Source organism: Fluviicola sp., from assembly GCF_039596395.1.
In the GTDB taxonomy this organism is placed as follows: domain Bacteria; phylum Bacteroidota; class Bacteroidia; order Flavobacteriales_D; family Crocinitomicaceae; genus Fluviicola.
This window is the reverse complement of sequence record NZ_JBCNJT010000001.1, coordinates 86,786-112,909: the sequence shown is the minus strand read 5'-3', so window position 1 is coordinate 112,909 and position 26,124 is coordinate 86,786. Positions and strand designations below refer to the sequence as shown.

The following is a 26,124-nucleotide window of genomic DNA, read 5'->3' as shown; positions in this document are numbered from 1 at the left end:
ATGCCTTATATTTTATTTCCCAAATCGGTACCCGATCTGCGCATTCACATTGAAATTCAGCCCGATATGGTTCATTGTTGACTTTTCAATAACAGGATTCATTCCTGCTCCCGAATAATTCTCGTAGGTTCTGGTAACCGAGTAAAAGCCGGGATTAAACCCAACAGCCGACCCTATATAAAGATGTTTTCCCAGCTGCCACTCCAATCCATAACCGATACTTAAATTCACTCCTACCTGTTTATACCCCCGCTGATCCGAGTAAAGACCTCCTCCTCCGATTAAAACATGTTCAGATGAGGATGTTGAGAAAGCGATACCGGAATACAGATAGGGAACAAACTTATTCCCAAAGCCATTGAAATACCTTTTATAATTAAAATTAATCCCAAGGTATTGATTGAGATATCTTTGCCGTACAAATTGAAATTGTGGTCCTATTTCAAATTGGTTTTTCCCGCGGGTATAAGTAATCATGGGTGAGATGCCGGGCTTCATTCCACGGCGCCAGAAAGGATCATACTTATAATTATCAAAAAACACTCCCGTACTTAATCCCCACCTGCCTTTTACCGGAGGAGGATTTTCAATTTGGGCAGACGTTCCGAAACTGGTCAGAAAAATAGCACCGGCCACGCCGATGATTTGCAACAATTCAGGTGATTTCATAATAATGATTTAAATGTCAGGTCTCAAACATAAGCTCTCAGAAGAAATCTGCCGGAGTCTTTTGGCTTAATTTAACGAGCACCGGACCGAATTTAGGATTAAGTAACAATTAGCCGGTAAGGTCAATCAACCCGGAACACCACTCAATCAATAAGCAGACAAAACAACACGATTTATTTCCGGAGAATTTGTGAGGCAGTCCTGAACATCCTATATTCGAACCATTCGCCCAACACATGATTGCTATGAAAAGAATATTTTTACTCCTGCATCTTCTTGCAATCGGAATTCTTTCCAGCTGTAAAAAAGACCAACAACCGAAACCCAACAGCGGAATCCTTCACGGTACTTACAAATTAACCGGAATAGCATATGGCACCGACGTAACCGGTTCAGGAGAAGCGTCCTTTACGGATGTTACCAGTGAAAAAACAATTACCGTCAAAGCCGACGGAACCATTACCAGCAACGGAGATTTGTGCTATGACGAAACTTCAATAGGAAATCCAACCTCAGGAACCTATGCAAACGGAGTAATCACTGTAACCAATTGCAGTGAAACACAGTACAAGGCATACGGAAACCTGTTTATTATCGGGCACACGTACTTAGGAACGAGCAGGTCCCGATTTGTAAGAATTAATTGAAATGAACAACAACACCCTCACCTGGGACGAATTTATGCACGTGGAAATGCGCGTCGGAACGGTCGTTTCAGCAGAAATATTCGCGGAAGTACGCAATCCCGCATACAAGATCACGATCGATTTCGGGGAATTCGGCCTGCGGAAAACTTCCGCACAAGTCACTGCATTGTATACCCCGGAAGAACTAATCGGGAAACAAGTGGTTGCCGTGATTAATTTCCCGCCCAAACAAATTGCCAACATGATGAGCGAATGCCTCGTACTGGGCGGAATCGGGGAAAACAAGGAAGTGACTTTGCTGCAACCGGAACGACCTGTGAAAAACGGAACGCGAATCGGGTGACTTTTCCGAAACTTCGCGACTCAGCCACCGCTTATTGGTTTTGGAGCAAGGTCACTGAGCGTAGTCGAAGTGCCTGCACCATATGCCGTTGATTGTGGTAGATCACAAAACGGAACGTATCTCCCAATTTCAATTTGATCAGCTTCGAAATACTGATCGCTGTCCGGGTTTTGTTCAGGCTGACTTTCCGCGAAGCCTCCAGTAACTGCAGCATTTCCCGTTGCTGAATGATAAATTCATCGATCACTTTTTTATCCAGTTTGCTGTTTAACGGATTCATGTTTTTGAAGGTTTTCATCTTGTTCAGTTTCTCCTTCGGAAGCATGCTGTTGGCAAAATAGTTTCCCAGCCAGCCGCTTTTGAAAACAGGCTCGGAGGCAGAAGATGAAGCAGTAATCCGTTTCTTTATTTCAGGAAGGTAAAAACGGCCGTATAAATTCAGGTGTTCCAGGCATTCCAATACGCTCCAGCTTTCAGCGTGTTCTTTGTAATTCAGCGCTTCTTCCGGTTTTGTTTTAAGCTCTTCTGCTTCCCTGATCAATTGGTTCGTTCTGTTTAGAAGGTCGGTCACCAATACTTCCGTCTGTACTTTCATCGTTTCTTTCTTTAGACACCAACATTTATCGTTGGTGATTTTTGACAAAGGTCAGGCTTCAGCTTCCAAAAAACATTGATTGAAATCAAGACTTTTTCAAACGTGAAAGTGTTTCGGGGGTCATTCTCAAATAATTTGCAATATGCCGGTTTGAAATTTCCTGGAACAGGATCGGACTTCGTTTCAATACTCGTTCATAGCGTTCTTTCGGAGATGCGGTCAATAAGTCTTTTTCCCGCTCAATTTGCTGAATCACCAGGTCTTCCAGAATTTTCGCCCACAATCGCAGCGTATGTTCATCCCGGTAAATGAATTCCATGAACGGTTTTTTAGGAATGACTTTCACCCGTGTTTTTTTCAATGCCTGGATCACGAATCCCGAGGGCTTTTCAGTCAGGAACGAATCCAGTGAAACCAGGATATTGTTCTGATACCCGAACCGGATGGTGCGTTCTTCGTCTTCATCCATCACATACACGCGCAAACTACCCTCTTCCACGAAATAAATATTGGTATCGGTACTTCCTTCCGTTTTCAGGAATTCATTGCGTTCGATCGCAACCGTTTTTTCCACCAATTGGTTTTCTTCAATCAACGCGATCAAATCTGAAGTCTTCATTCACTCACTTTTTCTCGAATCTTTTAAAGATAGGAAAAGTGTGGACTTAATGAATACTTAAAGGAATATCGTACAACCGGTGAAAGGAAAGTTTGTCCCAATATCCGCGCTGGAATACAATTTTACCGTCCTGGATGTGAAAGAACCCGCAACCGCGCATTTCCTTCGGATCTTTCCATTCCAGGATTGCCCATTCGCCGTCCACAAAAATATTCTCCGGGATGCACACCATTTCAGCACTGCCAAACTCGCGTTTGAACATGTCTTTAATCGCTTCCTTACCAATAACCGGTTCGTTCGCCACCTGGTGATTCACCGCATTTTCCGCGTACAATTCCGCAATATTCTCACTATCCGCCTCATTGAAATACTGAAGCCATTTCTCTAAAACTTCTTTCGGTGTCATTTTGGATGCTTTTGAATTAAAAATACGAAAAGACTCAATGAGTCCGCACAAACCTGTAAATCCTGCAACTTTTCAATGCGATCATACAATAGAAACCATGCCTGAAGTCCTGACATTTGAGTAGGATCATTAGCCTTTCCGGAAAGTAATTGAATTGTCAAACAAAAAAAAAAGAGTATGTTCTATCATGTAAAAGAGCTTCAATTTAAGGCCAGGGTTTCCAAGCCTGATCCGCGTTTTGCGCGTTTGCTACTGGAACAATTCGGAGGGCCGAACGGTGAATTAAAAGCCGCGATGCAATATTTCGTGCAGGCTTTCGGATGCAAAAAACCGTATCCGGACAAGTACGATATGCTCATGGATATTGCTACCGAAGAGTTCAGTCATTTGGAAATTGTAGGTGCTACAATCCAGATGCTGCTAACGGGTGTGAACGGTGAACTGAAAAATGCCGCAGATGAATCCGATCTCAACAAGATGCTGGACGGAACAGCGGCTAAGGAAACTTACATCCACGATGCTTTGGTGGATCCGCATTTCTTCCTGGTAAGCGGAGGAACACCGGCATTAACGGACAGCAACGGAAATCCCTGGTCGGCGACCTACATTATGGGAATGGGTGATCCGACAGTGGATATGAGGGAGAACATCGCCGCGGAAGCAACAGCCAAACTCGTTTATGAAAACCTGATGAAATTTACCGACGATCCGTATGTGAAAGAAACCCTGCGTTTCCTGATGACCCGGGAAGTGGCTCACTTGCAAATGTTCGAGGCAGCACTGGACAGCATTCAGCCGAACTTTCCTCCGGGCATCCTGCAAAGTGACCCGAAATTCAGCAACAAGTATTTCAATATGTCCGACGGAAATAATTTCTCAGGCCCATGGAATGAAGGCTTAAGCCCGGAAATGAAAGAACAATGGCAGGTTGTTGAAGATCCCGTGCAGCATGTAAGAGAAACCGATGGTTTGCTGAACGAAGAAATCATAGGAACGGACCGTACCGAAAAATCGGTTCAAAAAGCCAATAAAGCTTTGAGTGCCGAGCGCAGAGAAGAAGCGAACAAAGCTGCCCAGCCATCGGCGGAAGGGGTACTCGATTGGTCTGATGATCCTGTACAGAGCCCGAAAGAAAAGAAATCCAGTCAAAAAAATAGGATAGTAAAAACGCAACGATGCGTCTTTTCGGGGCGCATCGTTTTATTCTAACAGCCATGCCAGAAGGTCCGTCCATAGTTATTCTGAAAGAAGAAGCCTGGAAATTTACGGGAAAGAAAATCCTGACCGTTAGCGGAAACAGTAAAATTGACCAGGAACGTCTTGAAGGTCAGAAAGTGATAGCAATACAAAGTTGGGGGAAACATTTCCTGATTTGTTTTACCGGTTTCACCCTGCGTATTCATTTCCTGCTGTTTGGCAGTTACCGCATTGATGAAGAAAAACCGGATGCAAATCCACGCCTGGCTTTTACTTTCGAGAACGGCGAATTGAATTTCTATTCCTGTTCGGTCAAATTCCTGGAAGGCGATCTGGATGCTCACTACGATTGGAGCGTGGATGTGATGAATGACGCCTGGAATCCGGGAAAAGCAAAAGCCAAACTCAAAGAACACCCGGAAATGCTGGTTTGTGACGCGCTTTTGGAACAGGATATTTTCGCAGGAGTGGGTAATATCATTAAGAACGAAGTCCTGTACCGGATTAAAGTCCATCCCGAATCACGTGTCGGAAAACTGCCGGCCAAAAAGCTGGATGAGATGATCAAAGAAGCACGCATTTACAGCTTCCAGTTCCTGGAGTGGAAAAAGCAATTCGAACTAAAAAAACATTGGCTGGCTCATACCAAAACCTGGTGTTTACGCTGCAATCTGCCCATTGAAAAAAAACAACACCTGGGTATTAAAAAACGTCGCAGTTTCTTCTGTACCAATTGCCAGGTTTTATATGCCTGAAAGCAGTTATTTTGATCTCCCTGGTTTTATTCGCGGACAAATGACTATTTTGCCGGTTTAAAACCTGCAACATGAAACACATACTATTCACTATCCTGGTGGTTTTCAGTTTTTCCGTAAAAGCTGATGATTTCAAAGCACATTTTATCAACGTCGGGCAGGCTGATGCTACTTTACTCGAATTCAGCAAAGGAACCGTGATGATTGATGCCGGTGGAGAATTGCATAACATCAAATCAAGCCGCACTTCCCTGGGCAATTACCTCACAACATTTTACCAAAGAAGAACCGATCTGAAGAAAACCATTGATGTGCTCATCATTACTCACAACCATTACGACCACATCAGCCTGATCACTGATCTGTCAAAGAATTACACCATCAAACGGATCATCACTTCCAAATTCAAGCTTACCAAAGAACTGAAGAAAGCTGCAAAAAACGAAAAGATCCAGCTGGAATTCATGGATTATCGATTCATGGATAGCTTGATGCTCAAAGGCTATGAGGTCGACCTTAAAAACTTAGTCACCGCCGGTACCACCATCCCAAAACTGACACTTTATTCCGGTGAAATTTCTGTAAAAGTCAAGCACACCGTAAATGGTCATACCTTCCCTCCTTCCAACTTTTCGAACCCGAATAACAACTCCATCGTTTCCAAACTGGTTTATGGAAAAACATCCATGTTGTTTACCGGAGACCTGGAACACGAGGGCATCGAATACCTGACAGCGAAATACCACAACAACCTCTCATTATTTGATGTGGATTTCTACCACGTGGGGCATCACGGAGCTGAAAACGGTACAACGAAAGAATTGTTGGAGATCATGACGCCCAAAATTGCCCTGATCAGTGCCGGAGACAGCACCAACCGGAACGGCGGTTCAGCCTGGGATCATGGACATCCGAGAAAATCGACCCTGGAATTACTGAATACACAAGCTTCTTTAGCAAACCGGAATCAACCGATCAAAGTGCACGCATACCCCAGCCAGGAAGTAGCTCCGGCAATCATCGACCTGAAAAAAGAAGTTTACTGCACCTGCTGGACAGGAACTATTGTCATGCTCGTGGATTCAAACGGGAAATACACCAAACAGTAGCACCGGAAGACCAATTTTTTTTGGCTACGACAACAGTAGATCCGGCTAATAAGTCCTGATTTCCTCCCGATACCTTTGTACTATTAAAATCAAGTATATGAAAATTATAGTAACAGGATCATTGGGAAACATCAGCAAACCGCTTGCTGTTGAACTGATCGCAAAAGGCCATGATGTAACGGTTATCAGTAGCAAAAACGCAATGATCGCCGAAATCGAAGCCCTGGGAGCAAAAGCGGCAATCGGATCGGTATTGGATGCCGCATTTTTGGAAAAAGTTTTCACCGGCGCGGATGCAGTTTATGGAATGACACCTCCCAACTACGGTGCAGCCGATATGATGGAATACTACAAAGACGTCACAAATGCTTATGCTGAAGCTATAGAAGGCGCAGGTATCAAACGTTTCGTATACCTCAGCAGTTATGGCGCTGATTTGGAAAAAGGCTCGGGAATTATTCTTGGCTCTCATTTCGGGGAAAATATCCTGAGCGAGCTCGAAGGAGTGAATACTACCTTTCTGCGCGCCGGTTACCTGTTCTACAACCTGAACAATTTTATGGGAATGATCAAGACGCAGGGCATCATTGGCAGCAATTATGGCGGGGAGGATAAATTGGTACTGGTTTCACCGCTTGACATTGCAACTGCAGTTTCCGAAGAACTCACCAACCTGGATTCCACTCATAAAATCCGGTATGTTGTCAGCGATGAACGCACCTGCAACGAAGTAGCAAAACTCATCGGAGAAGCTATTGGCAAACCGGACCTGCAGTGGCTTACTTTTACGGATGAACAGGTAAAAAACACCCTGCTGGAACATGGAATGCCTGAAAGCACCGTGGACATGCTGGTTGAATTGGGAGCGGGAATCCACAGCGGCTTGCTCAACAGCGATTACGAAAAGAACGAACATGCAACCGGAAAGGTGAAATTACCGGAATTCATCCGGGAATTTGCAGCTACATATCAGCAGAATTAAGTATCTTTCCTTATGCCGAATCAGCAGCCCATACGCATTAAGACGATCAGTGAATATCACCAGTTCATGCAATTGCCCAAACCCGATCATCCATTGGTAAGCGTGGCAAGATTTGAAGACAGCAAACGCGAATACACTGAGCCAGCGAGCAGGATCATGGACTTTTATTCCATTGCCGTTAAACGGAATTTCAATGTGAAAATAAAATACGGGCAGCAGGAGTACGATTTTGACGAGGGAGTCCTGTTTTGCATGTCGCCGGGACAAGTATTGAAGATTGAATACGACCAAACACACAAAGTAGAAAATAAAGGGTGGAACCTGGTATTCCACCCTGATTTGTTATGGAATACTCCTTTGGCCAAAACCATCAAAAAGTACGGATTTTTCGATTATTCGGTAAACGAAGCCTTATTCCTTTCGCCCAAAGAAGAAGAAACGCTGATCGGTATCATGCAACAGATCGACCAGGAATGCCGTTCCAATGTAGACAGTTTTAGCCAGGAAGTAATCATTGCCCAAATAGAACTGCTGTTGACCTATACGGATCGTTTTTATCACCGGCAATTCCTTACCCGGAAAGCCAGTAATCACCAAATCCTGGATCAGCTGGAGCAATTGCTTTCAGACTATTTCAACAGTGATGATCTAAGTTCTAAAGGTTTGCCAACGGTAGCCTATATTGCTGAAAAACTGAACATTTCGCCCAATTACCTGAGCGGTTTGCTCAAGGCTCTTACCGGGCAAAGTACCCAGCAGCATATCCATGAAAAACTGGTTGAAAAGGCCAAGGAAAAATTATCCACCACGGCTTTGTCGGTCAGTGAAATTGCCTACGCCATGGGATTTGAACACCCGCAGTCATTCAGCAAATTCTTCAAACAAAAAACAGATCTTTCGCCGCAGGATTTCCGCCGGACGTTTCATTCTTAAAGACAGTTGGGATGCGAAACATCGTGTCCCAACAGATTGAATGTCCCAAACGAAAAAAACCCATCTCAGCAATGCTGAAATGGGCTCAATGTCGTGCGGAGAGTGAGGGATTACAGATCCCGGTTGGGGGTAGCTTACGACAAGACCCCATTTCTCTTCGAGAAATCTTTTTTTCGCAACTCCATTCAGTTAAGTAAACTTACTGAATGTACCAAACGAAAAAACCCATCTCAGCAATGCTGAAATGGGCTCAATGTCGTGCGGAGAGTGAGGGATTCGAACCCCCGGTACCTCTCGGTACAACGGTTTTCAAGACCGCCGCAATCGACCACTCTGCCAACTCTCCGCGACAAAAGTAGTGCTATTTTCCTTTTTGGCAAGTGTTAAGTGAAAAAAAAACAAAAGTTATTTACTTGTTATCTGAGAATCAGTACCGTTTAATCAATGATTTTTCTTTTCTAAGCAATCCTTTTCAGTTAATCCCTCCAAATTCATTAACTTTACGATACCTATTTTTGAATTATGAAAAAGCCATTTTTGGTGATTTTAACTTTACTGCTTCTGGTTTCAAATGCTTTTGGACAGAAGAACCAGATGAAAGCTTTCATCGATTATAAAAGTTATTATTCGCCTGAACAAGGACCTTATATTGATCTGCAATTCCAGTTTGTAGCATATACCATTAAATTTGCCCCGGTAGATTCAGTTCTTCAGGCAAAAATTGCCGTGTCTACGGTTGTTACCAGCGAACCGGCCGGAGATACGGTTTACACCAACGCTTTTGCTCTGGAAAGTCCTAGAATGCGTGATTCCATCGTGGAAGATTTCTTCGACAACATCCGTATTCCTTTACAGCCCGGAAATTACATCGCACATGTGAGTTTGCAGGATCTGAACGGAAAAGACAAAACTCTTGACGGACAAGTGGAAGTTTCCATTCCGGATACGTACACAACAGTTTCTACTTCCGATATCTTAATTGCCGAAGTTGCTTCACCAAGCAACAATATGGAATCTCCTTTCCAAAAAAGCGGTTATGAAATCATCCCGAGAATTTCCAACTTCTACAGTCAGACGATGTCCAACATTCCTTATTATGTGGAGGTTTACAATACAAACCAGATCCAGGACAGCAGTTTTGGTTTGAGACAGCAAATCGTGTCCACGCAAACCAACCAGATCATGCCCGGTTTTTCGCGCTTTACGAAACTAAAGCCAAGTCCGGTAGTTCCGATTCTCAGAAACATCGACATCTCGAAATTGCCTTCGGGTTCTTATCATTTGACTCTGGAAGTGATTGACCGTAACAGCAAAACCATCGGTAAGGCAGCAGATTATTTCTTCGAGCGTATCAATGATATCGAATTGGCTGAAAATGTGGAAGAGATCATTCTGGACCCGAATTTCCAGACTTCCATAACGGATGATTCCCTGAACTATTACCTGGCAAGTTTAATCCCGATTGCAAGACCGGCTGAAGTGAAATCCATCATGAAAACCCTGAAAGCAAAAAGCCCGGATCTTTGCCGCAAGCACATTCAGCAATTCTGGGTACAAACTGCCGGAGCGGAAGCTTACAACAAATGGCTGACTTACAAGAAAAACGTACAGTTGGTAGAAAAGAACTACGGGAACAATTTCCAGGATGGTTTTGAAACGGACCGTGGAAGGGTTTACCTGCAATACGGCCAGCCGAATACGATCATTGTTCGTGAAACATCACCTGCTGAATACCCTTACGAGATCTGGCATTACTACAAGATCAAAACATTCAGTAACAAGCGCTTTGTATTCTACAACCCGGATTTGGTAAACAACGCATACCGTTTATTGCATTCGGATATGGTCGGGGAACAACAAAACTACAAATGGCAGGAAATGCTTGTGAAACGTAATGCAGGAAGCACCAATGTGGACAGCAATAGCGGGAACAATCAATACGGCACAAACAGCGGCTATTATTACAAACAAGATTAAACGTATTTGTGCAAAATCCTGACATTGCCGTTGTCATCCTGAACTGGAACGGCCTACACTTCTTAAAACAATTTTTACCCGAGGTCATTGCGCATTCGAAACCTTTTCGGGTGGTGCTTGCAGATAATGCCTCGACCGATAATTCCGTTTCATGGACCCGTGAGCACTTTCCCGAAATGGAAATTGTGGTCAATGCATCCAATGGTGGATTTGCCAAAGGATACAACGATGCGCTGAAGCAAATCCGGGCAGATTATTATGTATTGCTCAACAGCGATGTGGAAGTCAGTGAGAACTGGCTTTTGCCTTTGGTGGAAACGATGAAAGACGAGCAGGTTGCGGGTTGCCAGCCCAAAGTTCATGCTTTCAGGAATCGCGATACTTTTGAGCATGCAGGAGCTTCGGGAGGTTTTCTGGATAAATACCATTATCCTTTTTGCCGCGGCCGCATTATGGATCATGTTGAAACGGACGAAGGCCAATACGATTATCCTTCCAGGATATTCTGGGCAACCGGGGCTTGTCTGATGATACGCGCGAAAACTTACTGGGAAGCAGGCGGATTGGATGAACGTTTCTTTGCCCACATGGAAGAAATTGACCTTTGCTGGCGCATCCAGCGCATGGGACTTCATTTTGAGGTAAATCCGCAAAGTGTCGTGTACCATGTCGGCGGAGGAACCCTCAATTACATGAACCCGAAAAAGACTTTCCTGAACTTCCGGAACAGTCTTTTGATGATCCATAAAAATCAACGGATTGCGCTGACTTATGTCTTGTTCCGGAGATTGTGTTTCGACGGACTGGCGGCTTTCATTTTCCTGTTAAGAGGCCAATTCCCGCACTTTTGGGCAGTTTTCAGGGCGCATATGTCGTTCTACAAACACCTTCCCTCTTCCATGAAAGAACGCAGGAAGTGGAAAAAACTCGACACCGGATCGCACATTACTTTTTACAAAGGCAGTATTCTTTGGGCGCTTTACATCCAAAAAGTGACTAAATTCAAAGATTTGAACCAACGAAAATTTGATCTGTAATGAGTTCTTCTCTCGCAATCTTCTTGGGTGGATATCCTCCGGCAGTCAGGGAATTATTCCTGGAAACGCAGTTTTTACTGGAAAAAGAACTTCCGAACAGTCAACAAGAACTCGATATTCCAGCAAAGATGCTGGCTTTCAGCTATGGACCGGGATACAAAGGAATGATTTGCGTCTTGTTTCCATCCCAAAAAGGAGTGAAATTATCTTTCAGCAAAGGTGCGGAACTTTCCAAAAAGCACAAACTACTGGAAGGAGACGGGAAGAAAACGCGTTATGTGGAAATGAGCAAGGCACTGCTTAAAAAGCCCGAATTACTGGAAATAATCCGTCACGCAAAACTGTTCCACGACATGACTTCCGGGTCTTAAAAACGTTAATTCCTCCTAAAAGCAAAAGCTCTTTTCCGACGCCTTTACTACATTTATGCCATGAGCAACAAACTCCTCTTTGTATTTTTTCATACAATCGGCTTCGCTTCCTTTGGCCAGCAGGGAATTCCCTACAACCTGAAACAAGAAGATCAAAGCATCATTTTACCTGCTGAATTGCGGGAAGTTTCGGGAATCACGAGTATTGATGCTAAAACGCTGGGATGTGTCCAGGACGAGGCAGGTACGGTTTTCATTTACGACCTGAAAAATCAAACCATTAAGCACCGGATTCATTTTGCAGGGCCGGGTGATTACGAAGGAATAGCTGCCGTTGGAAAAGACCTGTTTGTATTGCGAAGCGATGCTACTTTGTTCCACATTCACAACTTCCAATCTGAAAAATGGTCGCTGGATTCCATTGCAACCGGAATTCCCAACAAAGACAATGAAGGTTTGTGTTTTGATGCGAAAAACAACCGCTTGCTCATCGGCTCAAAAAGCAAAGTTGCAAAAGGCGCGGAATTCAAGAACCTGCGCACGGTTTACGCTTTCGACCTCAAAAAGAACAAACTCGATCAAGAACCGCTTTACCGCTACGACATTAACTCCATCAAGGATTTTGCTGCGCGAAACAAGATCGAATTACCGACAAAACCTAGTAAGAAGAATCCGAACGAAGAAGAACCGGCATTGAAATTCCAGATTTCCGGGCTTTATATTCATCCGGAAAGCAAGTTGCTTTATGTATTAAGCGCTTCGGATTATTACCTGTTCGTGTTCAATCACGAAGGAGAAATCATTCACCTGGAAGTGCTGGACCCTCAAAAATTCAACAAAGCAGAAGGAATTGTCATCATGCAAAACGGAGATTTGTACATTTCGAATGAAGGACAAAGCGGAGATCCGAAGATCCTGCTTTTCAAATCAAAACATCCTTAGCGGTTAAAATAAAAGTCTGTCCTATTCTGCCTTTTTCTTTTTCTCCCGGTTTGCTATCTGGAACTGCGCTCCGAAGACCACATTGTACTGCATGAAGAAAAAGTGCTGTTTTGCTTTATCAGCAGGATTTGTCGTTGTGCGGATATCCGGCATGTGGATGAATCCGTATTTCGCCTCGCCCTGGATGAAGAAGTATTTGAAGAAACTCAATTTCAGTCCTCCGACCAAACCTAACCCGTAACCAGCCAGGTGAAACTCATCGTGTCGCGGATTTCCCAAAAGCGTGGTATTGGTTCTTGGAACCAGCACTCCGGCTCCGGCTCCATAGTTGGCACTTACGTTGAAATATTTCAAATTCCATAAAGCATCCGACCTTCTGATTTCCGCATTCAGGTAATTCAATCCGTCCGTATGCTCAAACATCAAAAACGAAGTATCCATCACCATTGGCTGATCGTGGTATTCTCCATCATAAGGAGTTCCCGAATTTTCAATATGCCCGTTCATATCCACAGTCTGGAAAGCCTTCATCACATATTTCATATGATCCGCACCGATCGAGATTTCGTACTTATCTTTGAAGTAATACCCGAATCTCAGATTGTATTGAGGAATCGTCATGGTTGACGGATTCAAATACAGGTTGGAGCGGTATAGGGACTGGCGGTCATTTGCAATGACATTGTTTAATTTGAAATCGTATGATTTTCCCCAAAAAGTAATATCTGATTTTGTATAGGCGTCCCTGTTCCATCCCCAATACAGATAAAAAGATCCTTTTTTGTTAGGCTTCCAGATCTCGGCCTTTTGATTTTGGGCCATAGCAATAGGCATGGCCGTAGCCAGGGCTATTAGAAGAACATGAAATTTCATTCGTTTAAGTTTGGTGCAAATTTAACAAAGAATTTTTTTCATGGAACGGCACAAAAAGTTAAAACTTTGGTATCTCAACCCCGCTCGGTGACCAAAGTTGGAAAACATATTCCGGTGGCTGAACACTCGGCTGGAAGCCATCAAAAAAAAAGACTGCTGCCATCCGCAACAGTCTTTTTCGTGGTAGTAATCGGGTTATAGGGTATATCCTTAATATTTAAAGAAGCACTGAATGGATTTTCCGTCGATGGTTGCTCCCTGCTGTGCTGTTCCGTTTGAAGGATCTACGCGGTAGATGTAAGCGTTGGATCCGGTATTCACAGAAATAAATACTTTTCCGTTCTCGATGTAGAATGGCGTGTAATATTGTCCGCCGTGTGCCGGAACATCATTCACGATCTGCAAAGTTTGGCTGTTCAAATCTAAAATAGCGATTTGGTGAATCGGGACATCGATACCGAAAGCCGCCCAGGTTCCACCGGTTTGAGAATCCACCGAATTCGGAACAACCCGTGCTACCATTTTCCCGTTCCCCACATAGACACCTGTCAGGATCTTGTATCCCAATACTTCGGTGTTGAAGAAATAGCTGTTATCAAACTGCTGCTGGCCTGAGTTGATTCTCAAAATCCCGGAAGGCTTGGTAGCTTGTGTATATCCTGCTGCCAATGAACAAGTGGAAATCGTGTAGTGATTTCCGTTCTCATCTTCAATGATGGCCGGTGAGCCTCCGTAATACCCGATCGGCCCGGTACGTGCATCTTTAAACGTAGTCACGTAGTTCAATCCCGGATATGTGTACACGTTTACGTAAGCCGTATCTGTTTTTGGCGTGTCCCAGGAAGCACCGTGCAATGGGTAATAAGCCACATACAATTTCCCGTTATTGATGTAAGTTCCTGTCGGCCACATGTTCAGTTGCGCCATGGTATCGTTGTACATCACGTTCAAAAGCACGCTTTGTGTACTGGTAATCGACATGGAGTTCGGGTTCACTGTCTGGAACTTGCAATCATAAGATCCGCCACCCCATGGTGCACTAACAGCAAATACATTTCCGCTTGGGTCGTTCGTCAAAACATCCAGACGGTCAAAAACGAAACTTCCGGCGGTAGACAACGTACTGTTTGCGATTTGGTATCCTGTGCAGATGTTGTTCGTGTAATCCATCGCCAGGTACTTATTCCCGATCCGGTGGTAATACATCCATCCCATTTGCTCAACTCCGTTTCCGGTAGCAGAAATGGTTCCCGACATCAAATCCGTTGAAATTACCAAATACTCGGCATCTGCTCCGGCACTGGTTGTTTTCAGTCCCAAAACATATCCTGAAGCAGGAACAGTTGTTTCTTCTTCCTCCGTTGTTTTTTTCTTCTTACAAGCAGTAACTGATGTCATTCCCAACAGGGCAATCACAGCAATTACAAGTGTACTTTTTGTTTTCATTCGACTTTATTTTGCTTTAATTATTAGTAATCTGCCAACACAGATCGTTTATCATTTTGACAAGTAGTAGCGAAGTTTGACGTTGAAACTTCTTCCGGGCTTTTGTATCCGGAAATTATCGTAGCACATGGCATCAAACAGGTTCATGCAGGAAAATGAAATGTTATAACGACCTGCATGACTGGTGAAACTCACGGAAGCATTGCTTACAACCTGGCGCGGAATGATGAACTTCGAACTCAAAGATCCCAGACTCGGCCACTTCAAATAAAATTCCTCGATGTAAGAGGTCGTCCAGGTAAACCCAAACCGTTGTTTGTACTTACCGAATTGTTTTGTATTGAAAGTAAATGAACCATTTCCGAATAAATAGGGAGCATTGGGCAAGCGGTCCATGTACAATTCATCCGGCTCCCCGTTATCTTTCAGGGATGCATTCAAAATATTCTGGTAAGTGGCGTTGAATTCAATCCGGAACAGGTCATTCCAGGAATAACTGACAGCTCCTTCGAGGCAATTCACTTTTGCCTTGCTCAGGTTTTCATAGCGGGAAGTAATTCCGAGAGCAACCGAACGGATCAGGTTTTCAGGCAAGCGGTACATGTAATTGAAATCCACATTTACCAAATGCTTTCCGAAGCGTTTCCCGAACAGAAACCCGGCGTTGAAATTCTGGCTTTTTTCCGGTTGAAGGTCCGGATTCGGCAATTGAAGCAATCCGTCACCGAACACTTCGTACCCTTCCGGTAAACGATAGGTGTTTTCATAAGAAGCTTTCAATTGCAGGTAATTGAGCACGAAAAAACTGGTCGCAATTCCATAACCGGGAAGCTGGAACCGGTTATCCATTCTGCGAATATCCCCGGTATCATCGTCCGACTTGTACAAAATGGAATTCATGTTGAACATCTTCCCGAAAACGGACGTTGTCCAGCGGTCACGGAATAATTTCAACTGATAGGAAATTCCCGTAAAGTTCTTCTCCAGGATATTCGGATCTTCAAACGGAAGCGGATCTACTTTCAGCGGATCACTCCCCACTCTTCGCATTCGGGAATAGGTGTTGTTGAGCGTAAACTGGTGGTATTTCCCCAATTTGTAATTCAGCGTTGCAACAGCCAAAGCTGCCTGATCGTTAAATGTATAAAGGGTTTTGTACCAGTTCAATTCACCCGAAGTATTTGAAAGCAATTTATCGGTATGATTTCCAGCCCAATCGTAAATACGCGAACTCGTATCAACAGTCTGTTGCTCAATTGTACTGTAAAGTCCGGATACTTTGAGGCTCAGATTTTTGACGAACAGGTTGTTTTTTTCGTATTTCAATGTCGGGATGAGGCTGGTTTCCGTCCGGTGGACTTCTCCCGCAACAATGGTCATGTTCGCTCCCTGCTGGATTTCCTTGTAAGCTGTATTCGCGATCAAACCGACCATCAGACGATCTGCCCATTTCTTGTTGACAACACCGAATTCCAGCATTCCTGTTGCTGATTTGAATGCATCGTTGAAGCGGCGGACAGCGGTCGTGTTTTCATCAATTTTCCCCGTTTTCTTGTCAAACAGGTTGATATCCACTTTAAAATCGTTATCGGAATAATTGTAAAATGCACTCGCACTAACCAGGAATCCCTTTTTGGTAGTATATCTTCCTACCAGACTCGCCTGGTGCGTGTTGAACGAACCGTATCCGTAGGAAACATCCAAAAAGTTCCGGACGCTGTTATTGGTTACAATGTTTACTGCTCCACCCAATACGTCTGATCCTAGGTTGATAGGAACGACTCCTTTGTAAATTTCCACCCGTTCTACATTATTCACCGGAATGGCATTGATACTGAACGATCTTCCCATGACATCTGTCGGTAAACCATCTACGAAAAAACGCACCTGGTTGCCGGTAAAACCGCTCAGTGAAAAAACAAAATCGGACCCCAAACCTCCGCTTTCACGAATGCGCACCCCAGTTGATTGGTTCAAGACCTGGTTCACATTCAGGTTCAGGTTCTGAACAGGTTTCATGTCGATGGATTCTACGGCAAAAGGTTGTTCCTTGACTTCCTGCACTTTCGATTTCGCCAGAATGGTAACCTCATCGATTTGCGCAATTTTAGCCAGGGACAATGCTCCCAGTTCCAATTCAGGCTGATCGAGATTTACCGGTTTCTCAAAGGATTCATGCTCCGAACTGTGAGCTTTCAGGACATACTTTCCATACGGAACATTCGGAATGCGGAACGCTCCGTTCTCATCGGTGGTAACCACAAATGAAGTACCTTCCAATCCTACTGTGATGAACGGAACAGCCTGATCGCCATCCAGGAGTTTACCACCGATTACGCCTTGCTGTGCCATTAAAAAATGACTGGAAATCACTAAGAAAAGAAGAAGAAGGGTATTTTTCACAGCCTGTTTGTTTTATCCAGATGCCTGGATTTTTCTGCAAAACTACGCAGCCTTTGACGCTGGAATCAATACCTTATTGAGTGTAAAAAAAGAGCTGTATACCATGCAGAGAGTATACAAAGTGCTGAAATGATTGATATCACTGCTATTCCCTTCGGAGTGTTTTCTGAAAATTTTCAAATTAAAGGACATAAGGAAGGGAGGTCATCCATCGCGGATGCCTCCCTTCCTTAAATCAAATCATAGGTGTTACTCTTTCACAAACTTGATCGGTGCTACTTCTGTAATTGCAGAAGTAATCTTTATGAAATATACTCCCGGACTGATCGCTGAAACATCAATGGTTCCATTGCTTCTTAGTTCAGTCACTGAAAGCACTTTTCCACTCATATCCATCACTTCTACTTTCATTACTTCATCCGGGTCGGAGGATACAACGGACAATTTGTCTTTAACCGGGTTCGGGTAAAGCGAATAACCTGGCTCCGGTGTTTCTCCCCCGAAGAAAGAAGCAGATGTTCTCGCCACATTCAAGGTATAACAAGTCGGGCTGTTTGCTCCGTTATATCCGAAAACACGTACCGTGTAAGTTCCGACAGCCAGATTTGCGATCGACACATTCTCGGTTGCTGTTGAACTCGTTCCCGATCCGATCAGGGTTCCTGAACTGTTGTATACATTCAGGTCAAAATCAACTCCGCTTGGTCCTGCCAGGGCAAACAAGTGTGTTCCTGCAGCAGTTGTGGTTACTTTATAATAATCCTGGTCGGTGTTCGATGAAATTGCCGCGGAAATGGTCGTTCCCAAAGGAATCGTGGCAGCTGCTGATGAGGAATTATTCGGTTCGTAAGCCGTTGAACAATTCGTTACTGCCGTTGCGGTTGCCGTCATGGTATAACAAGTTGTACTGAACGCGTTGTTATAACCGAAAACCTTTGCATAATAAGTTCCGGCAGCTTGTCCGTTCAAGGTAACGGATTCTGTTGCGGTACCTCCTGCGCTCGAACCGATTTGTGTTCCGGCACTGTTGTAAATCACCAGGTCGAAATCCACTCCGGAAGGCCCTGCAAGATTGAACACATTGTTCGTGGTTGTCGAAGTGGTGATCTTAAAATAATCCACATCACCGGCAGTTGCAATGGCAGCCGAAGCAGCCGTTCCGCTTGTTAAAGCAGTTGCAGCAGCCTGTGTTTCATTCGGTTCATAAGCGTTCGTACAGGTTTGTCCGCCACCACCGGTATCACAGGTCAAAGTGATACAGCTGTTCACGCGGCTTCTGATAAGATTTCCGGGCTGAGGGCCAAAACCAAGTGTGAAATTCATCCCGACACTTACCAGGTGGCAATAACTCATAATTGTTCCACCATTTGAAGGAATCGGGCCGGTACAACCCTCGGAATAACCTGCTTGCGGGCCACATCCGTCAATGGCTCCTCCCGTCCAGCTGCACGCATGTGTATGCGGTGATCCCAGGTTGTGCCCAACCTCATGTGTTGTCACATTGACAGCCCAGCTATAGGTAGGAACCGCATTTACCGTTCCACCGACAGCGCCGCAAAATCCGTGTTTATAATATTCGTTGCTTCCGCACAATTGGTCCAGCCAGGCTACTCCGCCACCGCCGGTATTCGAGAATAGCGTAGCGATATTCGCCCCGAAATTTGAACGGTTGGCAGAAAATGTATTCAGGTCATCGTTGTAAGTATCCGCTGTTGTCCAGATATAAAGCTGGTTCAGTTTCGACCCGATCTGCTCATTTTCATACATCAATTTGAAATTGTTAAAGATGTTGGTGATGTGGTTTGTCACCGCCTGCGTACTTCCTTTTGCCGTGTACAGATTATAGCGCGTTTCCCAGAAATAGGTCACACATTTGTACGTCGCTTTTTCCAGCTGGTTCAGTTCTTCTTTTTGGGAAGAAAGCCGCTCCACCGCTTCGTGATATTGCTCCAGAGATTCGGCACTGCAGGAATAAACCGGTTTGTCTTTCAGGTCGTCATCCGAATAAATCACGTGAAGGCCATCGGTATTTTCCGGAACGCGAAGCAAACCTGCCTCAATGGTTGCATCCTCCGCAGAATTCCGGTTGATCAGCACAAAAAATTCATCCCGGAAGAAACTCACTCCCACAACGGCATCTTCACCGCGAACAGTTCCCTGGTAATACAACCCCAGATTCACACCTTGTTCCAAACCTGGTGTACTGGTTTCGATTTTAAATTCGTCAGTAAACAGATCGACCTGCACCAGATCCAGGCTTAAAACACGGTCTTCATACGGCAATTGCACGGAAAGTACTTCCGGCCGGATTGCAAGCAGGTTTGAAATGGATACGGCGTTTGAATACGCCACAAACCCGGATTTTTCGAGCGCCAGATTTGCGGTAGATTCGATCTGCTGAGAAACAGATTTCGCCTTGGAAGCTGTGAAATCAAAAGCGTAAACCTCTTTCATTCCCTTGAACGCATTGTTCACTTTTTTCTGATTTAACCGTTCAAATGATTTTGCTTCCGAGTAGATTCCCTTTGGAAGGGCTACTTTTTTAAATTCTTGTGAATAAGCACGCAACGCACCTCCTACGACCAGTATGGCCGTCACTAAATAGTTCATCTTCTTCATAATAGCGTTTTAATGTTAGCTGGGGAGAATATTACGACTATTGTTTGAATTAAAACAATTAGCTTTGTTAAAATTCTGTTTTTTAACAATTGAAAAATAAATTAACAGCTAAATTTAGCCCAAGCAGACAGTTGATACACAAATAGTTATAAATCATTACTTAACAACTTGCTTCAAAATCAATTTTTTACTGTCCGGAAAGTTGTTTTTTGGAGAAAAACTGATCCAAAAAAAAGAAATTCCGGAACTTGGGTGCCAGTTCAAACTAAAATTCCGAACTTTAATTGAATTCAAACAGCATGGAAACATTTTACAGCTTTTGGCCGAAAATCGCATACTACATTTCGTTGCGTTACCTGATCATTGCCGGAGGTGCTTACCTCCTCTTCTATGTGTTGTTCCGAAACCAGTTTTTCCAGCGAAAGATCCAATTGGTTTTTCCGAAGAATAAGCGCGTATGGATGGAAGTCCTGTATTCCATGCAAACGACCATCATTTTTGCTACTATCTTTTTACTGGTCGTGATCGTTTTGCGGCCGTATACGAATCTTTACAAGGATGTTGATTCTTATGGGTTGGCTTATTACCTTTTTACTATTCCGGTGATGTTTGTCATCCATGACACCTATTTTTACTGGATGCACCGGGCCATTCATCATCCGAAATTATTTCGTCACATTCACTTTGTGCACCATCAATCCACGAATCCGACTCCGCTTGCAGCCTACTCGTTCCATTTTTCGGAAAGCATCCTGGAGGCGATGATCATTCCCATTATTGCGTTTACGATCCCCGTTCACTCCAGCGCTTTGGTGCTCTTCTTACTCGGGCAATTTATCATCAATGTCTACGGACATCTGGGCTTCGAATTATTCCCTGCGCGTTTTCACAAAACCTGGATCGGAAGATGGGTCAACACTTCCGTAGCACACAATCAGCACCACAAACACTTCACCGGGAACTACGGGTTGTACTTTCTGTTCTGGGACCGCTGGATGGGGACACTCCGGGCAGATTACGACGAAACATTCGATGAAGTCAAGAACCGAAAAGCAATCATTCATGGAGAATTACAAGGAAATAAATAAAGAGCAATGGAACCAGCGGGTAGATCCGCACGTGGAGTCCGAATTTTATGATCATGCGGCCTTTTTAGCCGGAAAAAACTCCTTGCAGGAAACAGAGCTCGCTTTACTGGGAGACGTAAGGGGAAAACGCATTTTACACCTGCAATGTCATTTCGGGCAAGATACGATTTCACTGGCACGCATGGGCGCGAGTACCGTCGGCGCGGATATTTCAGACAAAGCCATTGACAAAGCAAGGGAAATTGCGGCTTCTACCGGTGCCGACGCTACTTTTGTGTGCTGTGATCTGTATAATCTTCCGCAACACCTGGAAGGACAATTCGACATCGTTTTCACTTCCTACGGAACAGTTGGCTGGCTTCCCGACCTGGACAAATGGGCTTCGGTGATCACTCATTTTTTGAAACCGGGCGGAAAATTTGTGTTTGTAGAGTTCCATCCGGTGGTTTGGATGTTCGATGACGATTTTCAGAAAGTCGGTTACCGCTATTTCAAGTCCGAACCGATCGTAGAAACAGCCAGCGGAACCTATGCCGACCGGGACGCTGAGATCAAAACCACATCCGTGAGCTGGAATCATGCCATGAGCGAAGTCATAACCAGCTTGTTGAAACACGGAATCCACTTGCAGGATTTGCAGGAATACGACTTTTCCAACTACAATTGCTTTGCGCATACAGATGAGTTCGAACCGGGAAAATACCGCATCAAACATCTGGGGAATTTCATCCCGATGATGTATTCGATAGTAGGAATTAAAAAATCACTTTAAACTGAAAATTATATGGAAATCGCTATTAAAATTGTAATCGGAATTGTGGCTCTTTTTCACGTATATGTGATGTGGCTCGAAATGTTTGCCTGGACCACCAAAGGGCCGAAAACTTTTAAGAACTTCGATAAAGAGTTGTTCCCGAAAACAAAATCACTGGCAGCTAATCAGGGATTGTACAATGGCTTTCTGGCAGCTGGATTGATCTGGTCGCTCTTTATCTGCAACTCGGAATGGAGGTTCAATGTGAGCTTATTCTTCCTGATCTGTGTAGCAGTGGCGGGAATATACGGTGCTTTGACAGCAGACAAGAAAATCTTTTTTGTTCAGGCACTTCCGGCATTGATCGGAATTGCGTTATTGGCATTCTCTCAGGGAATGCACGATGGGAAAAAACACCGGGAATACGAGGACGAGCGCGACCATCTAAAAGAACGACTGACCTACTTTTACATGCCCAATGACGGAAGAGGAGAAATGGACACCGTATCAAAAACCGGGATTCTTAAACGAAACGACCGGGATTCCCTGATCGGGATCGGTTTTGTTGATGATGTGAATGGTAAAGGTATCGGCGTGGCACTTTATACGAATGTACATTATGCAAGTGTGGATGATGATCAAAATTACGGGTATATCGAAGGAATCGGTAAAGTGTACGAACACTCCATAACCTGGAGGAATTTTGAAGTGTTGCACACCAACAATGACAGCATCAACCGGATTATTGCCCTGGGGCTGGGAAGGTTGCTCACCATGGAAACGGAAAACAAAGGTATGACACCAAAAATGTAGGTACGCGAGGCTTCGCGTACCTACTGTATTTTTTTGTGTCAATACCCGATTTTACCCCGCAGATTTCCTTTAAACCATTCCAACGCCAAACGGTATCCGTCCATTCCGAAGCCCATGATGGAACCTGCACAAACGGCGGTAATGAATGAATTGTGGCGGAATTCTTCGCGTTGTGCAAGGTTGCTGATGTGTACTTCAACGACCGGTACCTGGATCCCGGAAATGGCATCCCGGATTGCGACGCTGGTATGTGTGTAACCTCCTGCATTGAGGATAATTCCGTCGTGGCTGGATTCGTGGAGTGCATTGATCAATTCACCTTCAACATTGCTTTGCAGGTAGTCGATCTCTCCCGGGAAATGTTTCCTGAGCTCTTCCAAAACATGTAAAAATGTACGATTTCCGTAAATTTCAGGCTCACGTGTTCCTAAAAGATTTAAATTCGGGCCATTGAGAATCAGAATACGCATCATTGAAAGATTGGGAACGCTATATTAAACAATTTGTTCATTACCTGAAAATTGAACGAAGCCTGGCTGAGAATTCCATTTTCGCCTATCAACAGGATGTTGCTAAGTTACGTGACTTTTGCGAATCTTACACACTTTCCCCCGAGCACATTCAAACGGGGCACCTGAAACAATTTATTGCCGAATTGTATGATATGGGGTTGAGCGCGCGTTCCCAGGCCCGGATAATCAGCGGCTGGAAACAATTTTTTGATTTCCTGCTCCAGGAAGACGTCCGGAAAGATGATCCTTCCGAAAATCTGGAACTCCCTAAAATTGGCCGGAAACTCCCGGAAGTGCTGACTGTTGAAGAAATTGACGCCATGATTGCGGCTATCGACATGAGCTCCAACGAAGGACAACGCAACAAAGCGATCCTGGAAACACTTTACAGCTGCGGATTGCGTGTGAGCGAATTGGTTTCCCTGCGTTTTGAAGATTGTTTTTTCGAGGAAGGATTTATCCGCATTATCGGGAAAGGAAACAAGGAACGATTGGTTCCCGTGAGTCCGAGCGTGATCGAAGAAGTGACTTTTTATGCTGAAAACGACCGGCAGAATGTTCCGGCAAAAAAAGGCAGTGAAGCGATTGTATTCCTGAACCGGCGCGGTGCACAACTAACTCGTATTATGATCTACACGATTATCAAGCGATTGGCCGAAGCGGCGGGAATCAAGAAGACAATTAGTCCGCATACCTTCCGCCATTCGTTTGCAACCCACCTGATCGAAGGCGGAGCGAATTTACGGGCAGTGCAGGATATGCTCGGACACGAAAACATAACGACGACAGAAATCTATACGCATTTGGACCAGCGATTCCTGCGGGATGCAATTTTGACTTATCATCCGAGGAATACGATTAACTAAAGACGATACTCCAACTCCGCTGCGCCTTTGCTGAAGCTTTAACGCAAGCATTCAGTCGCCACTAATTAAAACTTCACTGCAATCCCGAATTGCGGCGAGAACAGCATCGATTTTCTCTTATCGATGAATGCGTTTTGATTTTTACTCATCAGTTCATACCTGCTATCCAGCCCGACGCGGAAACGGAAACGGTTCCAATCGTAATAAACACCCAAACCAAGTAATAGTTGCGAATTGCGGCTCGAACCTGTTGTACCATCGGAGAATTTGAATTTGCTCATGGAGTAATAATATCCCGGAATGACTGCCAATCCGAAGCCTGCTCCCAAATTGAAGTTGAATTCGGTTCTTAAACCAAATGCAAAACGCGTAATGACGGATGTCACATTATTTTCAATCGTGGAGTTTATCGTATCGTAACTATTCGTGTATGTGTAACCGATGGTATCTGTCTGGGTTGAATCCAAAATCGGCACCGAATCAATTCCAATCAAATTCACCGTAGTAGTGGTACTTTCCGAACGGTAACTTTCTTTCCCGGCCCCATATTCACCGTCTAAAGTGACGTAATTCAACGGGCCCAGATTCAACCTGCGTGAAAAGCCCAAACCGATCTGATACGAAGTTGCTTCTTTCAGGGCAAAGTCGGATTTCGATGTTTTTCTTCCGAAACGCGGCCCGCCATGCAATTCGACCATCCAGTTTTTAGCCTTCGAATCATCTTTAGACGGTTTCTCTTTGGGTTTATCCGGTTCAGGCAAAGAATCTGCAGGAGTAATAGTCGCTAACGAATCCGCTTTCTGCACGGAATCCACTTTTTCCTTTTCCTTCAACTCCTTGTCTTTGGGGCTTGAACTTGTTGCCGGCCCGGCCTTTTCACTTCCGCCTGCAGCCGGATCTGTTTTTCCCCGATCGCTTGAAGTCGCATCACCCAAAGTACCGGAAACCGTTTTCCCGTCACCGGTTGCAGCTGTGGCCAATTTCCCTCCGGTTTCTTTCGGATTCTTTTTTGTTTTCCGGAATGAACTCTTCGCCCGGATTTTCGGTTTAGTTACCGGTGTTTTTTGAGTTGAAACCGCACCGGATTTTCCGATCGCTGTATTTCGTTTCTCATTTAATCCGGAGTGCTTGAAAATCTCCTTCGAATTCTCATGCTGCATCCGTCCTTTTTTCAATTGAACGTGCTGCTGTTTTCTTCCCCCATTCAATGAACGGTGATTTGCATCCGGCTGCACCTTTCCGCTGTTTTTTGCCAATCGGTTTTCAGTTAATTCCTGTTCTAGATTCGCTGAGTCGATTTCGGTTCCGGAGGAGTTATTTAGTTTCTCAGAAGCATTACTTTCCGGAGACGCTTCATCGTCCGAAGAAGTGGAATTTGCCTGCAAAGTGGTGGAAACGGGTTGCTTTGCAGCTGATCCGTAATGAACCACTGCAAAGGCAACACCTGTCAGTAATAAAACCAAAACAGGAAGCCACCAAAAGATGGACCGGAATTTCACCTTCGGTCCAAGCTCTTTGTCAACTCCCATTTTCACAGAAACAGGAGGCGTCACTTCGAGATTCTCAAAGACATCCCGGAATAACTTATTTATGTTATCGTCCTCTGTCATGCTTTTTGGTTTGCAGCTTCAAGTAAACTATGAATCATCTTCTTAGCTTTGAAGTATTGGGTTTTACTGGTACTTTCGGAAATTGACAGGTATTCTGCAATTTCTTTATGCGTTAAATTTTCGATTACAAAAAGATTGAAAATCGTTCGGTAACCGTCTGGTAATTCATTGAGTATCTGTAATAATTTGTTCTTTAAGTGTTCCTGGTCTTCCGCATCAAACTGAATTTCCTGCTGTTCGTCAAAAAACGCATCGTCTTCGTGCAATTCAAACCGGTAATTCTTTTTGATGTAGGATAAAGCCGTGTTTATAGTGATCGTTTTGATCCAGGCCGCAAGCGGTTTATCGGTTGAATATTGGCCACAACTCTTGTACACCTTGATGAATGCTTCCTGCAAGACATCCTGTGCATCGTCCTGGCAGCGTGTATACCGCAGACATAGCGCGAACATGGCCGCAGAAAATGCAGCATAAACGGCATCGAAAGCTTTCCGATTGCCCTTCGTAAATTGTTCCTCTATTTCTTTAGTCAACACTTCAAACCGGTTCTCACATCCT

General features: G+C 44.4%; 25 protein-coding genes, 1 tRNA gene and 1 pseudogene. 15 read left to right on the top strand and 12 right to left on the bottom strand.

What is annotated here, in order from left to right:
* Positions 1 to 12: 12 nt before the first annotated feature.
* A complete protein-coding gene (locus ABDW02_RS00440; protein WP_343631038.1) occupies positions 13 to 669 on the bottom strand; it encodes a hypothetical protein in 657 nt (218 codons plus the stop codon).
* Between the two features lie 245 nt (positions 670 to 914).
* On the opposite strand from ABDW02_RS00440, the gene ABDW02_RS00435 reads away from it, so the two are divergent.
* Positions 915 to 1,316: a hypothetical protein gene (locus ABDW02_RS00435; protein WP_343631036.1), complete on the top strand. Its 402-nt coding sequence runs from the start codon at positions 915 to 917 to the stop codon at positions 1,314 to 1,316.
* Position 1,317: 1 nt separating this feature from the next.
* The gene (locus tag ABDW02_RS00430; protein WP_343631034.1) at positions 1,318 to 1,659 is read left to right on the top strand and encodes a tRNA-binding protein; all 342 of its coding nucleotides are present in this window, start codon (positions 1,318 to 1,320) and stop codon (positions 1,657 to 1,659) included.
* Positions 1,660 to 1,690: 31 nt separating this feature from the next.
* Here the strand turns inward: ABDW02_RS00430 and ABDW02_RS00425 are convergent, their stop codons facing one another.
* From ABDW02_RS00425 to ABDW02_RS00415, 3 genes are all read right to left on the bottom strand, one after another.
* Complete coding sequence (locus tag ABDW02_RS00425) at positions 1,691 to 2,254, bottom strand: DinB family protein (protein ID WP_343631032.1); 564 nt, start codon at positions 2,252 to 2,254, stop codon at positions 1,691 to 1,693.
* 85 nt (positions 2,255 to 2,339) lie between these two features.
* Positions 2,340 to 2,873 (bottom strand): Crp/Fnr family transcriptional regulator, encoded by a 534-nt coding sequence (locus tag ABDW02_RS00420; protein WP_343631030.1) that lies wholly within the window; start codon positions 2,871 to 2,873, stop codon positions 2,340 to 2,342.
* A gap of 46 nt (positions 2,874 to 2,919) precedes the next feature.
* Complete coding sequence (locus ABDW02_RS00415; RefSeq protein WP_343631028.1) at positions 2,920 to 3,279, bottom strand: nuclear transport factor 2 family protein; 360 nt, start codon at positions 3,277 to 3,279, stop codon at positions 2,920 to 2,922.
* Between the two features lie 177 nt (positions 3,280 to 3,456).
* Between ABDW02_RS00415 and ABDW02_RS00410 the strand changes: the two genes are divergently transcribed.
* The 5 genes from ABDW02_RS00410 (at position 3,457) to ABDW02_RS00390 (ending at position 8,255) form a co-directional block, all read left to right on the top strand.
* Positions 3,457 to 4,488, top strand: a complete 1,032-nt coding sequence (locus ABDW02_RS00410; protein ID WP_343631026.1) for a manganese catalase family protein — start codon at positions 3,457 to 3,459, stop codon at positions 4,486 to 4,488.
* On the top strand, positions 4,455 to 5,231 hold the full coding sequence (locus ABDW02_RS00405; protein ID WP_343631024.1) for a DNA-formamidopyrimidine glycosylase family protein: 777 nt from the start codon (positions 4,455 to 4,457) through the stop codon (positions 5,229 to 5,231). The genes ABDW02_RS00410 and ABDW02_RS00405 overlap by 34 nt, the downstream gene beginning before the upstream one ends.
* 71 nt (positions 5,232 to 5,302) lie before the next feature.
* Positions 5,303 to 6,340, top strand: a complete 1,038-nt coding sequence (locus ABDW02_RS00400) for an MBL fold metallo-hydrolase (RefSeq protein ID WP_343631022.1) — start codon at positions 5,303 to 5,305, stop codon at positions 6,338 to 6,340.
* A 97-nt stretch (positions 6,341 to 6,437) separates the two neighbouring features.
* Complete coding sequence (locus ABDW02_RS00395; RefSeq protein ID WP_343631020.1) at positions 6,438 to 7,322, top strand: NAD(P)H-binding protein; 885 nt, start codon at positions 6,438 to 6,440, stop codon at positions 7,320 to 7,322.
* Between the two features lie 12 nt (positions 7,323 to 7,334).
* Positions 7,335 to 8,255, top strand: coding sequence for a helix-turn-helix domain-containing protein (locus tag ABDW02_RS00390; protein WP_343631018.1), 921 nt, complete (start codon positions 7,335 to 7,337; stop codon positions 8,253 to 8,255).
* Positions 8,256 to 8,516: 261 nt separating this feature from the next.
* On the opposite strand, the gene ABDW02_RS00385 is transcribed toward ABDW02_RS00390, so the two are convergent.
* Positions 8,517 to 8,601: transfer RNA gene (locus ABDW02_RS00385), tRNA-Ser, on the bottom strand.
* A 176-nt stretch (positions 8,602 to 8,777) separates the two neighbouring features.
* Between ABDW02_RS00385 and ABDW02_RS00380 the strand changes: the two genes are divergently transcribed.
* The 4 genes from ABDW02_RS00380 to ABDW02_RS00365 are packed head-to-tail and all read left to right on the top strand — an operon-like array spanning position 8,778 to position 12,582.
* On the top strand, positions 8,778 to 10,232 hold the full coding sequence (locus tag ABDW02_RS00380) for a GWxTD domain-containing protein (protein WP_343631016.1): 1,455 nt from the start codon (positions 8,778 to 8,780) through the stop codon (positions 10,230 to 10,232).
* 8 nt (positions 10,233 to 10,240) lie between these two features.
* The gene (locus ABDW02_RS00375) at positions 10,241 to 11,269 is read left to right on the top strand and encodes a glycosyltransferase family 2 protein (RefSeq protein WP_343631014.1); all 1,029 of its coding nucleotides are present in this window, start codon (positions 10,241 to 10,243) and stop codon (positions 11,267 to 11,269) included.
* Positions 11,269 to 11,640, top strand: coding sequence for a hypothetical protein (locus ABDW02_RS00370; RefSeq protein ID WP_343631012.1), 372 nt, complete (start codon positions 11,269 to 11,271; stop codon positions 11,638 to 11,640). Before ABDW02_RS00375 ends, ABDW02_RS00370 begins: the two co-directional genes overlap by 1 nt.
* 60 nt (positions 11,641 to 11,700) lie before the next feature.
* Positions 11,701 to 12,582: an SdiA-regulated domain-containing protein gene (locus ABDW02_RS00365; protein ID WP_343631011.1), complete on the top strand. Its 882-nt coding sequence runs from the start codon at positions 11,701 to 11,703 to the stop codon at positions 12,580 to 12,582.
* 21 nt (positions 12,583 to 12,603) lie between these two features.
* Here the strand turns inward: ABDW02_RS00365 and ABDW02_RS00360 are convergent, their stop codons facing one another.
* The 4 genes from ABDW02_RS00360 to ABDW02_RS00345 all read right to left on the bottom strand — a co-directional run bounded on the left by ABDW02_RS00360 (position 12,604) and on the right by ABDW02_RS00345 (position 19,923).
* Positions 12,604 to 13,455, bottom strand: coding sequence for a hypothetical protein (locus tag ABDW02_RS00360; RefSeq protein WP_343631009.1), 852 nt, complete (start codon positions 13,453 to 13,455; stop codon positions 12,604 to 12,606).
* Between the two features lie 210 nt (positions 13,456 to 13,665).
* Positions 13,666 to 14,901, bottom strand: a complete 1,236-nt coding sequence (locus ABDW02_RS00355) for a DUF4374 domain-containing protein (RefSeq protein ID WP_343631007.1) — start codon at positions 14,899 to 14,901, stop codon at positions 13,666 to 13,668.
* A 51-nt stretch (positions 14,902 to 14,952) separates the two neighbouring features.
* Positions 14,953 to 17,304 carry a TonB-dependent receptor plug domain-containing protein gene (locus ABDW02_RS00350; RefSeq protein ID WP_343631005.1) on the bottom strand — a complete coding sequence of 784 codons (2,352 nt, stop codon included), beginning with the start codon at positions 17,302 to 17,304 and terminating at the stop codon, positions 14,953 to 14,955.
* Between the two features lie 249 nt (positions 17,305 to 17,553).
* A complete protein-coding gene (locus ABDW02_RS00345) occupies positions 17,554 to 19,923 on the bottom strand; it encodes a T9SS type A sorting domain-containing protein (RefSeq protein WP_343631003.1) in 2,370 nt (789 codons plus the stop codon).
* Between the two features lie 299 nt (positions 19,924 to 20,222).
* On the opposite strand from ABDW02_RS00345, the gene ABDW02_RS00340 reads away from it, so the two are divergent.
* From ABDW02_RS00340 to ABDW02_RS00330, 3 genes and pseudogenes are all read left to right on the top strand, one after another.
* A complete protein-coding gene (locus tag ABDW02_RS00340) occupies positions 20,223 to 21,011 on the top strand; it encodes a sterol desaturase family protein (protein WP_343631001.1) in 789 nt (262 codons plus the stop codon).
* Positions 20,986 to 21,783 carry a class I SAM-dependent methyltransferase gene (locus ABDW02_RS00335; RefSeq protein ID WP_343634243.1) on the top strand — a complete coding sequence of 266 codons (798 nt, stop codon included), beginning with the start codon at positions 20,986 to 20,988 and terminating at the stop codon, positions 21,781 to 21,783. The genes ABDW02_RS00340 and ABDW02_RS00335 overlap by 26 nt, the downstream gene beginning before the upstream one ends.
* Positions 21,784 to 21,795: 12 nt before the next feature.
* Positions 21,796 to 22,146, top strand: a pseudogene (locus ABDW02_RS00330) (DUF1304 domain-containing protein); the annotation flags it as partial.
* 470 nt (positions 22,147 to 22,616) lie between these two features.
* Here the strand turns inward: ABDW02_RS00330 and aroQ are convergent.
* A complete protein-coding gene (gene aroQ / locus ABDW02_RS00325) occupies positions 22,617 to 23,048 on the bottom strand; it encodes a type II 3-dehydroquinate dehydratase (protein ID WP_343630999.1) in 432 nt (143 codons plus the stop codon).
* Between the two features lie 2 nt (positions 23,049 to 23,050).
* Between aroQ and xerD the strand changes: the two genes are divergently transcribed.
* Positions 23,051 to 23,956 (top strand): site-specific tyrosine recombinase XerD, encoded by a 906-nt coding sequence (xerD, locus tag ABDW02_RS00320; RefSeq protein WP_343630997.1) that lies wholly within the window; start codon positions 23,051 to 23,053, stop codon positions 23,954 to 23,956.
* A gap of 65 nt (positions 23,957 to 24,021) precedes the next feature.
* Here xerD and ABDW02_RS00315 read toward each other — a convergent pair whose 3' ends face one another.
* Both ABDW02_RS00315 and ABDW02_RS00310 read right to left on the bottom strand, forming a co-directional pair.
* A complete protein-coding gene (locus ABDW02_RS00315; protein WP_343630995.1) occupies positions 24,022 to 25,566 on the bottom strand; it encodes a hypothetical protein in 1,545 nt (514 codons plus the stop codon).
* Positions 25,563 to 26,102: an RNA polymerase sigma factor gene (locus ABDW02_RS00310; RefSeq protein ID WP_343630993.1), complete on the bottom strand. Its 540-nt coding sequence runs from the start codon at positions 26,100 to 26,102 to the stop codon at positions 25,563 to 25,565. The genes ABDW02_RS00315 and ABDW02_RS00310 overlap by 4 nt, the downstream gene beginning before the upstream one ends.
* Positions 26,103 to 26,124: the final 22 nt, after the last annotated feature.

Bases quoted from the DNA above. Each gene is read 5' to 3' on its own strand.
- ABDW02_RS00380 (WP_343631016.1), top strand. From the start codon at position 8,778: ATGAAAAAGCCATTTTTGGTGATTTTAACTTTACTGCTTCTGGTTTCA.
- ABDW02_RS00425 (WP_343631032.1), bottom strand. From the start codon at position 2,254: ATGAAAGTACAGACGGAAGTATTGGTGACCGACCTTCTAAACAGAACG.
- ABDW02_RS00405 (WP_343631024.1), top strand. From the start codon at position 4,455: ATGCGTCTTTTCGGGGCGCATCGTTTTATTCTAACAGCCATGCCAGAA.
- ABDW02_RS00345 (WP_343631003.1), bottom strand. From the start codon at position 19,923: ATGAAGAAGATGAACTATTTAGTGACGGCCATACTGGTCGTAGGAGGT.
- ABDW02_RS00400 (WP_343631022.1), top strand. From the start codon at position 5,303: ATGAAACACATACTATTCACTATCCTGGTGGTTTTCAGTTTTTCCGTA.
- ABDW02_RS00355 (WP_343631007.1), bottom strand. From the start codon at position 14,901: ATGAAAACAAAAAGTACACTTGTAATTGCTGTGATTGCCCTGTTGGGA.
- aroQ (WP_343630999.1), bottom strand. From the start codon at position 23,048: ATGCGTATTCTGATTCTCAATGGCCCGAATTTAAATCTTTTAGGAACA.
- ABDW02_RS00430 (WP_343631034.1), top strand. From the start codon at position 1,318: ATGAACAACAACACCCTCACCTGGGACGAATTTATGCACGTGGAAATG.
- ABDW02_RS00340 (WP_343631001.1), top strand. From the start codon at position 20,223: ATGGAAACATTTTACAGCTTTTGGCCGAAAATCGCATACTACATTTCG.
- ABDW02_RS00370 (WP_343631012.1), top strand. From the start codon at position 11,269: ATGAGTTCTTCTCTCGCAATCTTCTTGGGTGGATATCCTCCGGCAGTC.
- ABDW02_RS00315 (WP_343630995.1), bottom strand. From the start codon at position 25,566: ATGACAGAGGACGATAACATAAATAAGTTATTCCGGGATGTCTTTGAG.
- ABDW02_RS00440 (WP_343631038.1), bottom strand. From the start codon at position 669: ATGAAATCACCTGAATTGTTGCAAATCATCGGCGTGGCCGGTGCTATT.
- ABDW02_RS00435 (WP_343631036.1), top strand. From the start codon at position 915: ATGAAAAGAATATTTTTACTCCTGCATCTTCTTGCAATCGGAATTCTT.
- ABDW02_RS00395 (WP_343631020.1), top strand. From the start codon at position 6,438: ATGAAAATTATAGTAACAGGATCATTGGGAAACATCAGCAAACCGCTT.
- ABDW02_RS00390 (WP_343631018.1), top strand. From the start codon at position 7,335: ATGCCGAATCAGCAGCCCATACGCATTAAGACGATCAGTGAATATCAC.
- ABDW02_RS00415 (WP_343631028.1), bottom strand. From the start codon at position 3,279: ATGACACCGAAAGAAGTTTTAGAGAAATGGCTTCAGTATTTCAATGAG.
- ABDW02_RS00420 (WP_343631030.1), bottom strand. From the start codon at position 2,873: ATGAAGACTTCAGATTTGATCGCGTTGATTGAAGAAAACCAATTGGTG.
- ABDW02_RS00410 (WP_343631026.1), top strand. From the start codon at position 3,457: ATGTTCTATCATGTAAAAGAGCTTCAATTTAAGGCCAGGGTTTCCAAG.
- ABDW02_RS00360 (WP_343631009.1), bottom strand. From the start codon at position 13,455: ATGAAATTTCATGTTCTTCTAATAGCCCTGGCTACGGCCATGCCTATT.
- ABDW02_RS00365 (WP_343631011.1), top strand. From the start codon at position 11,701: ATGAGCAACAAACTCCTCTTTGTATTTTTTCATACAATCGGCTTCGCT.
- ABDW02_RS00335 (WP_343634243.1), top strand. From the start codon at position 20,986: ATGGAGAATTACAAGGAAATAAATAAAGAGCAATGGAACCAGCGGGTA.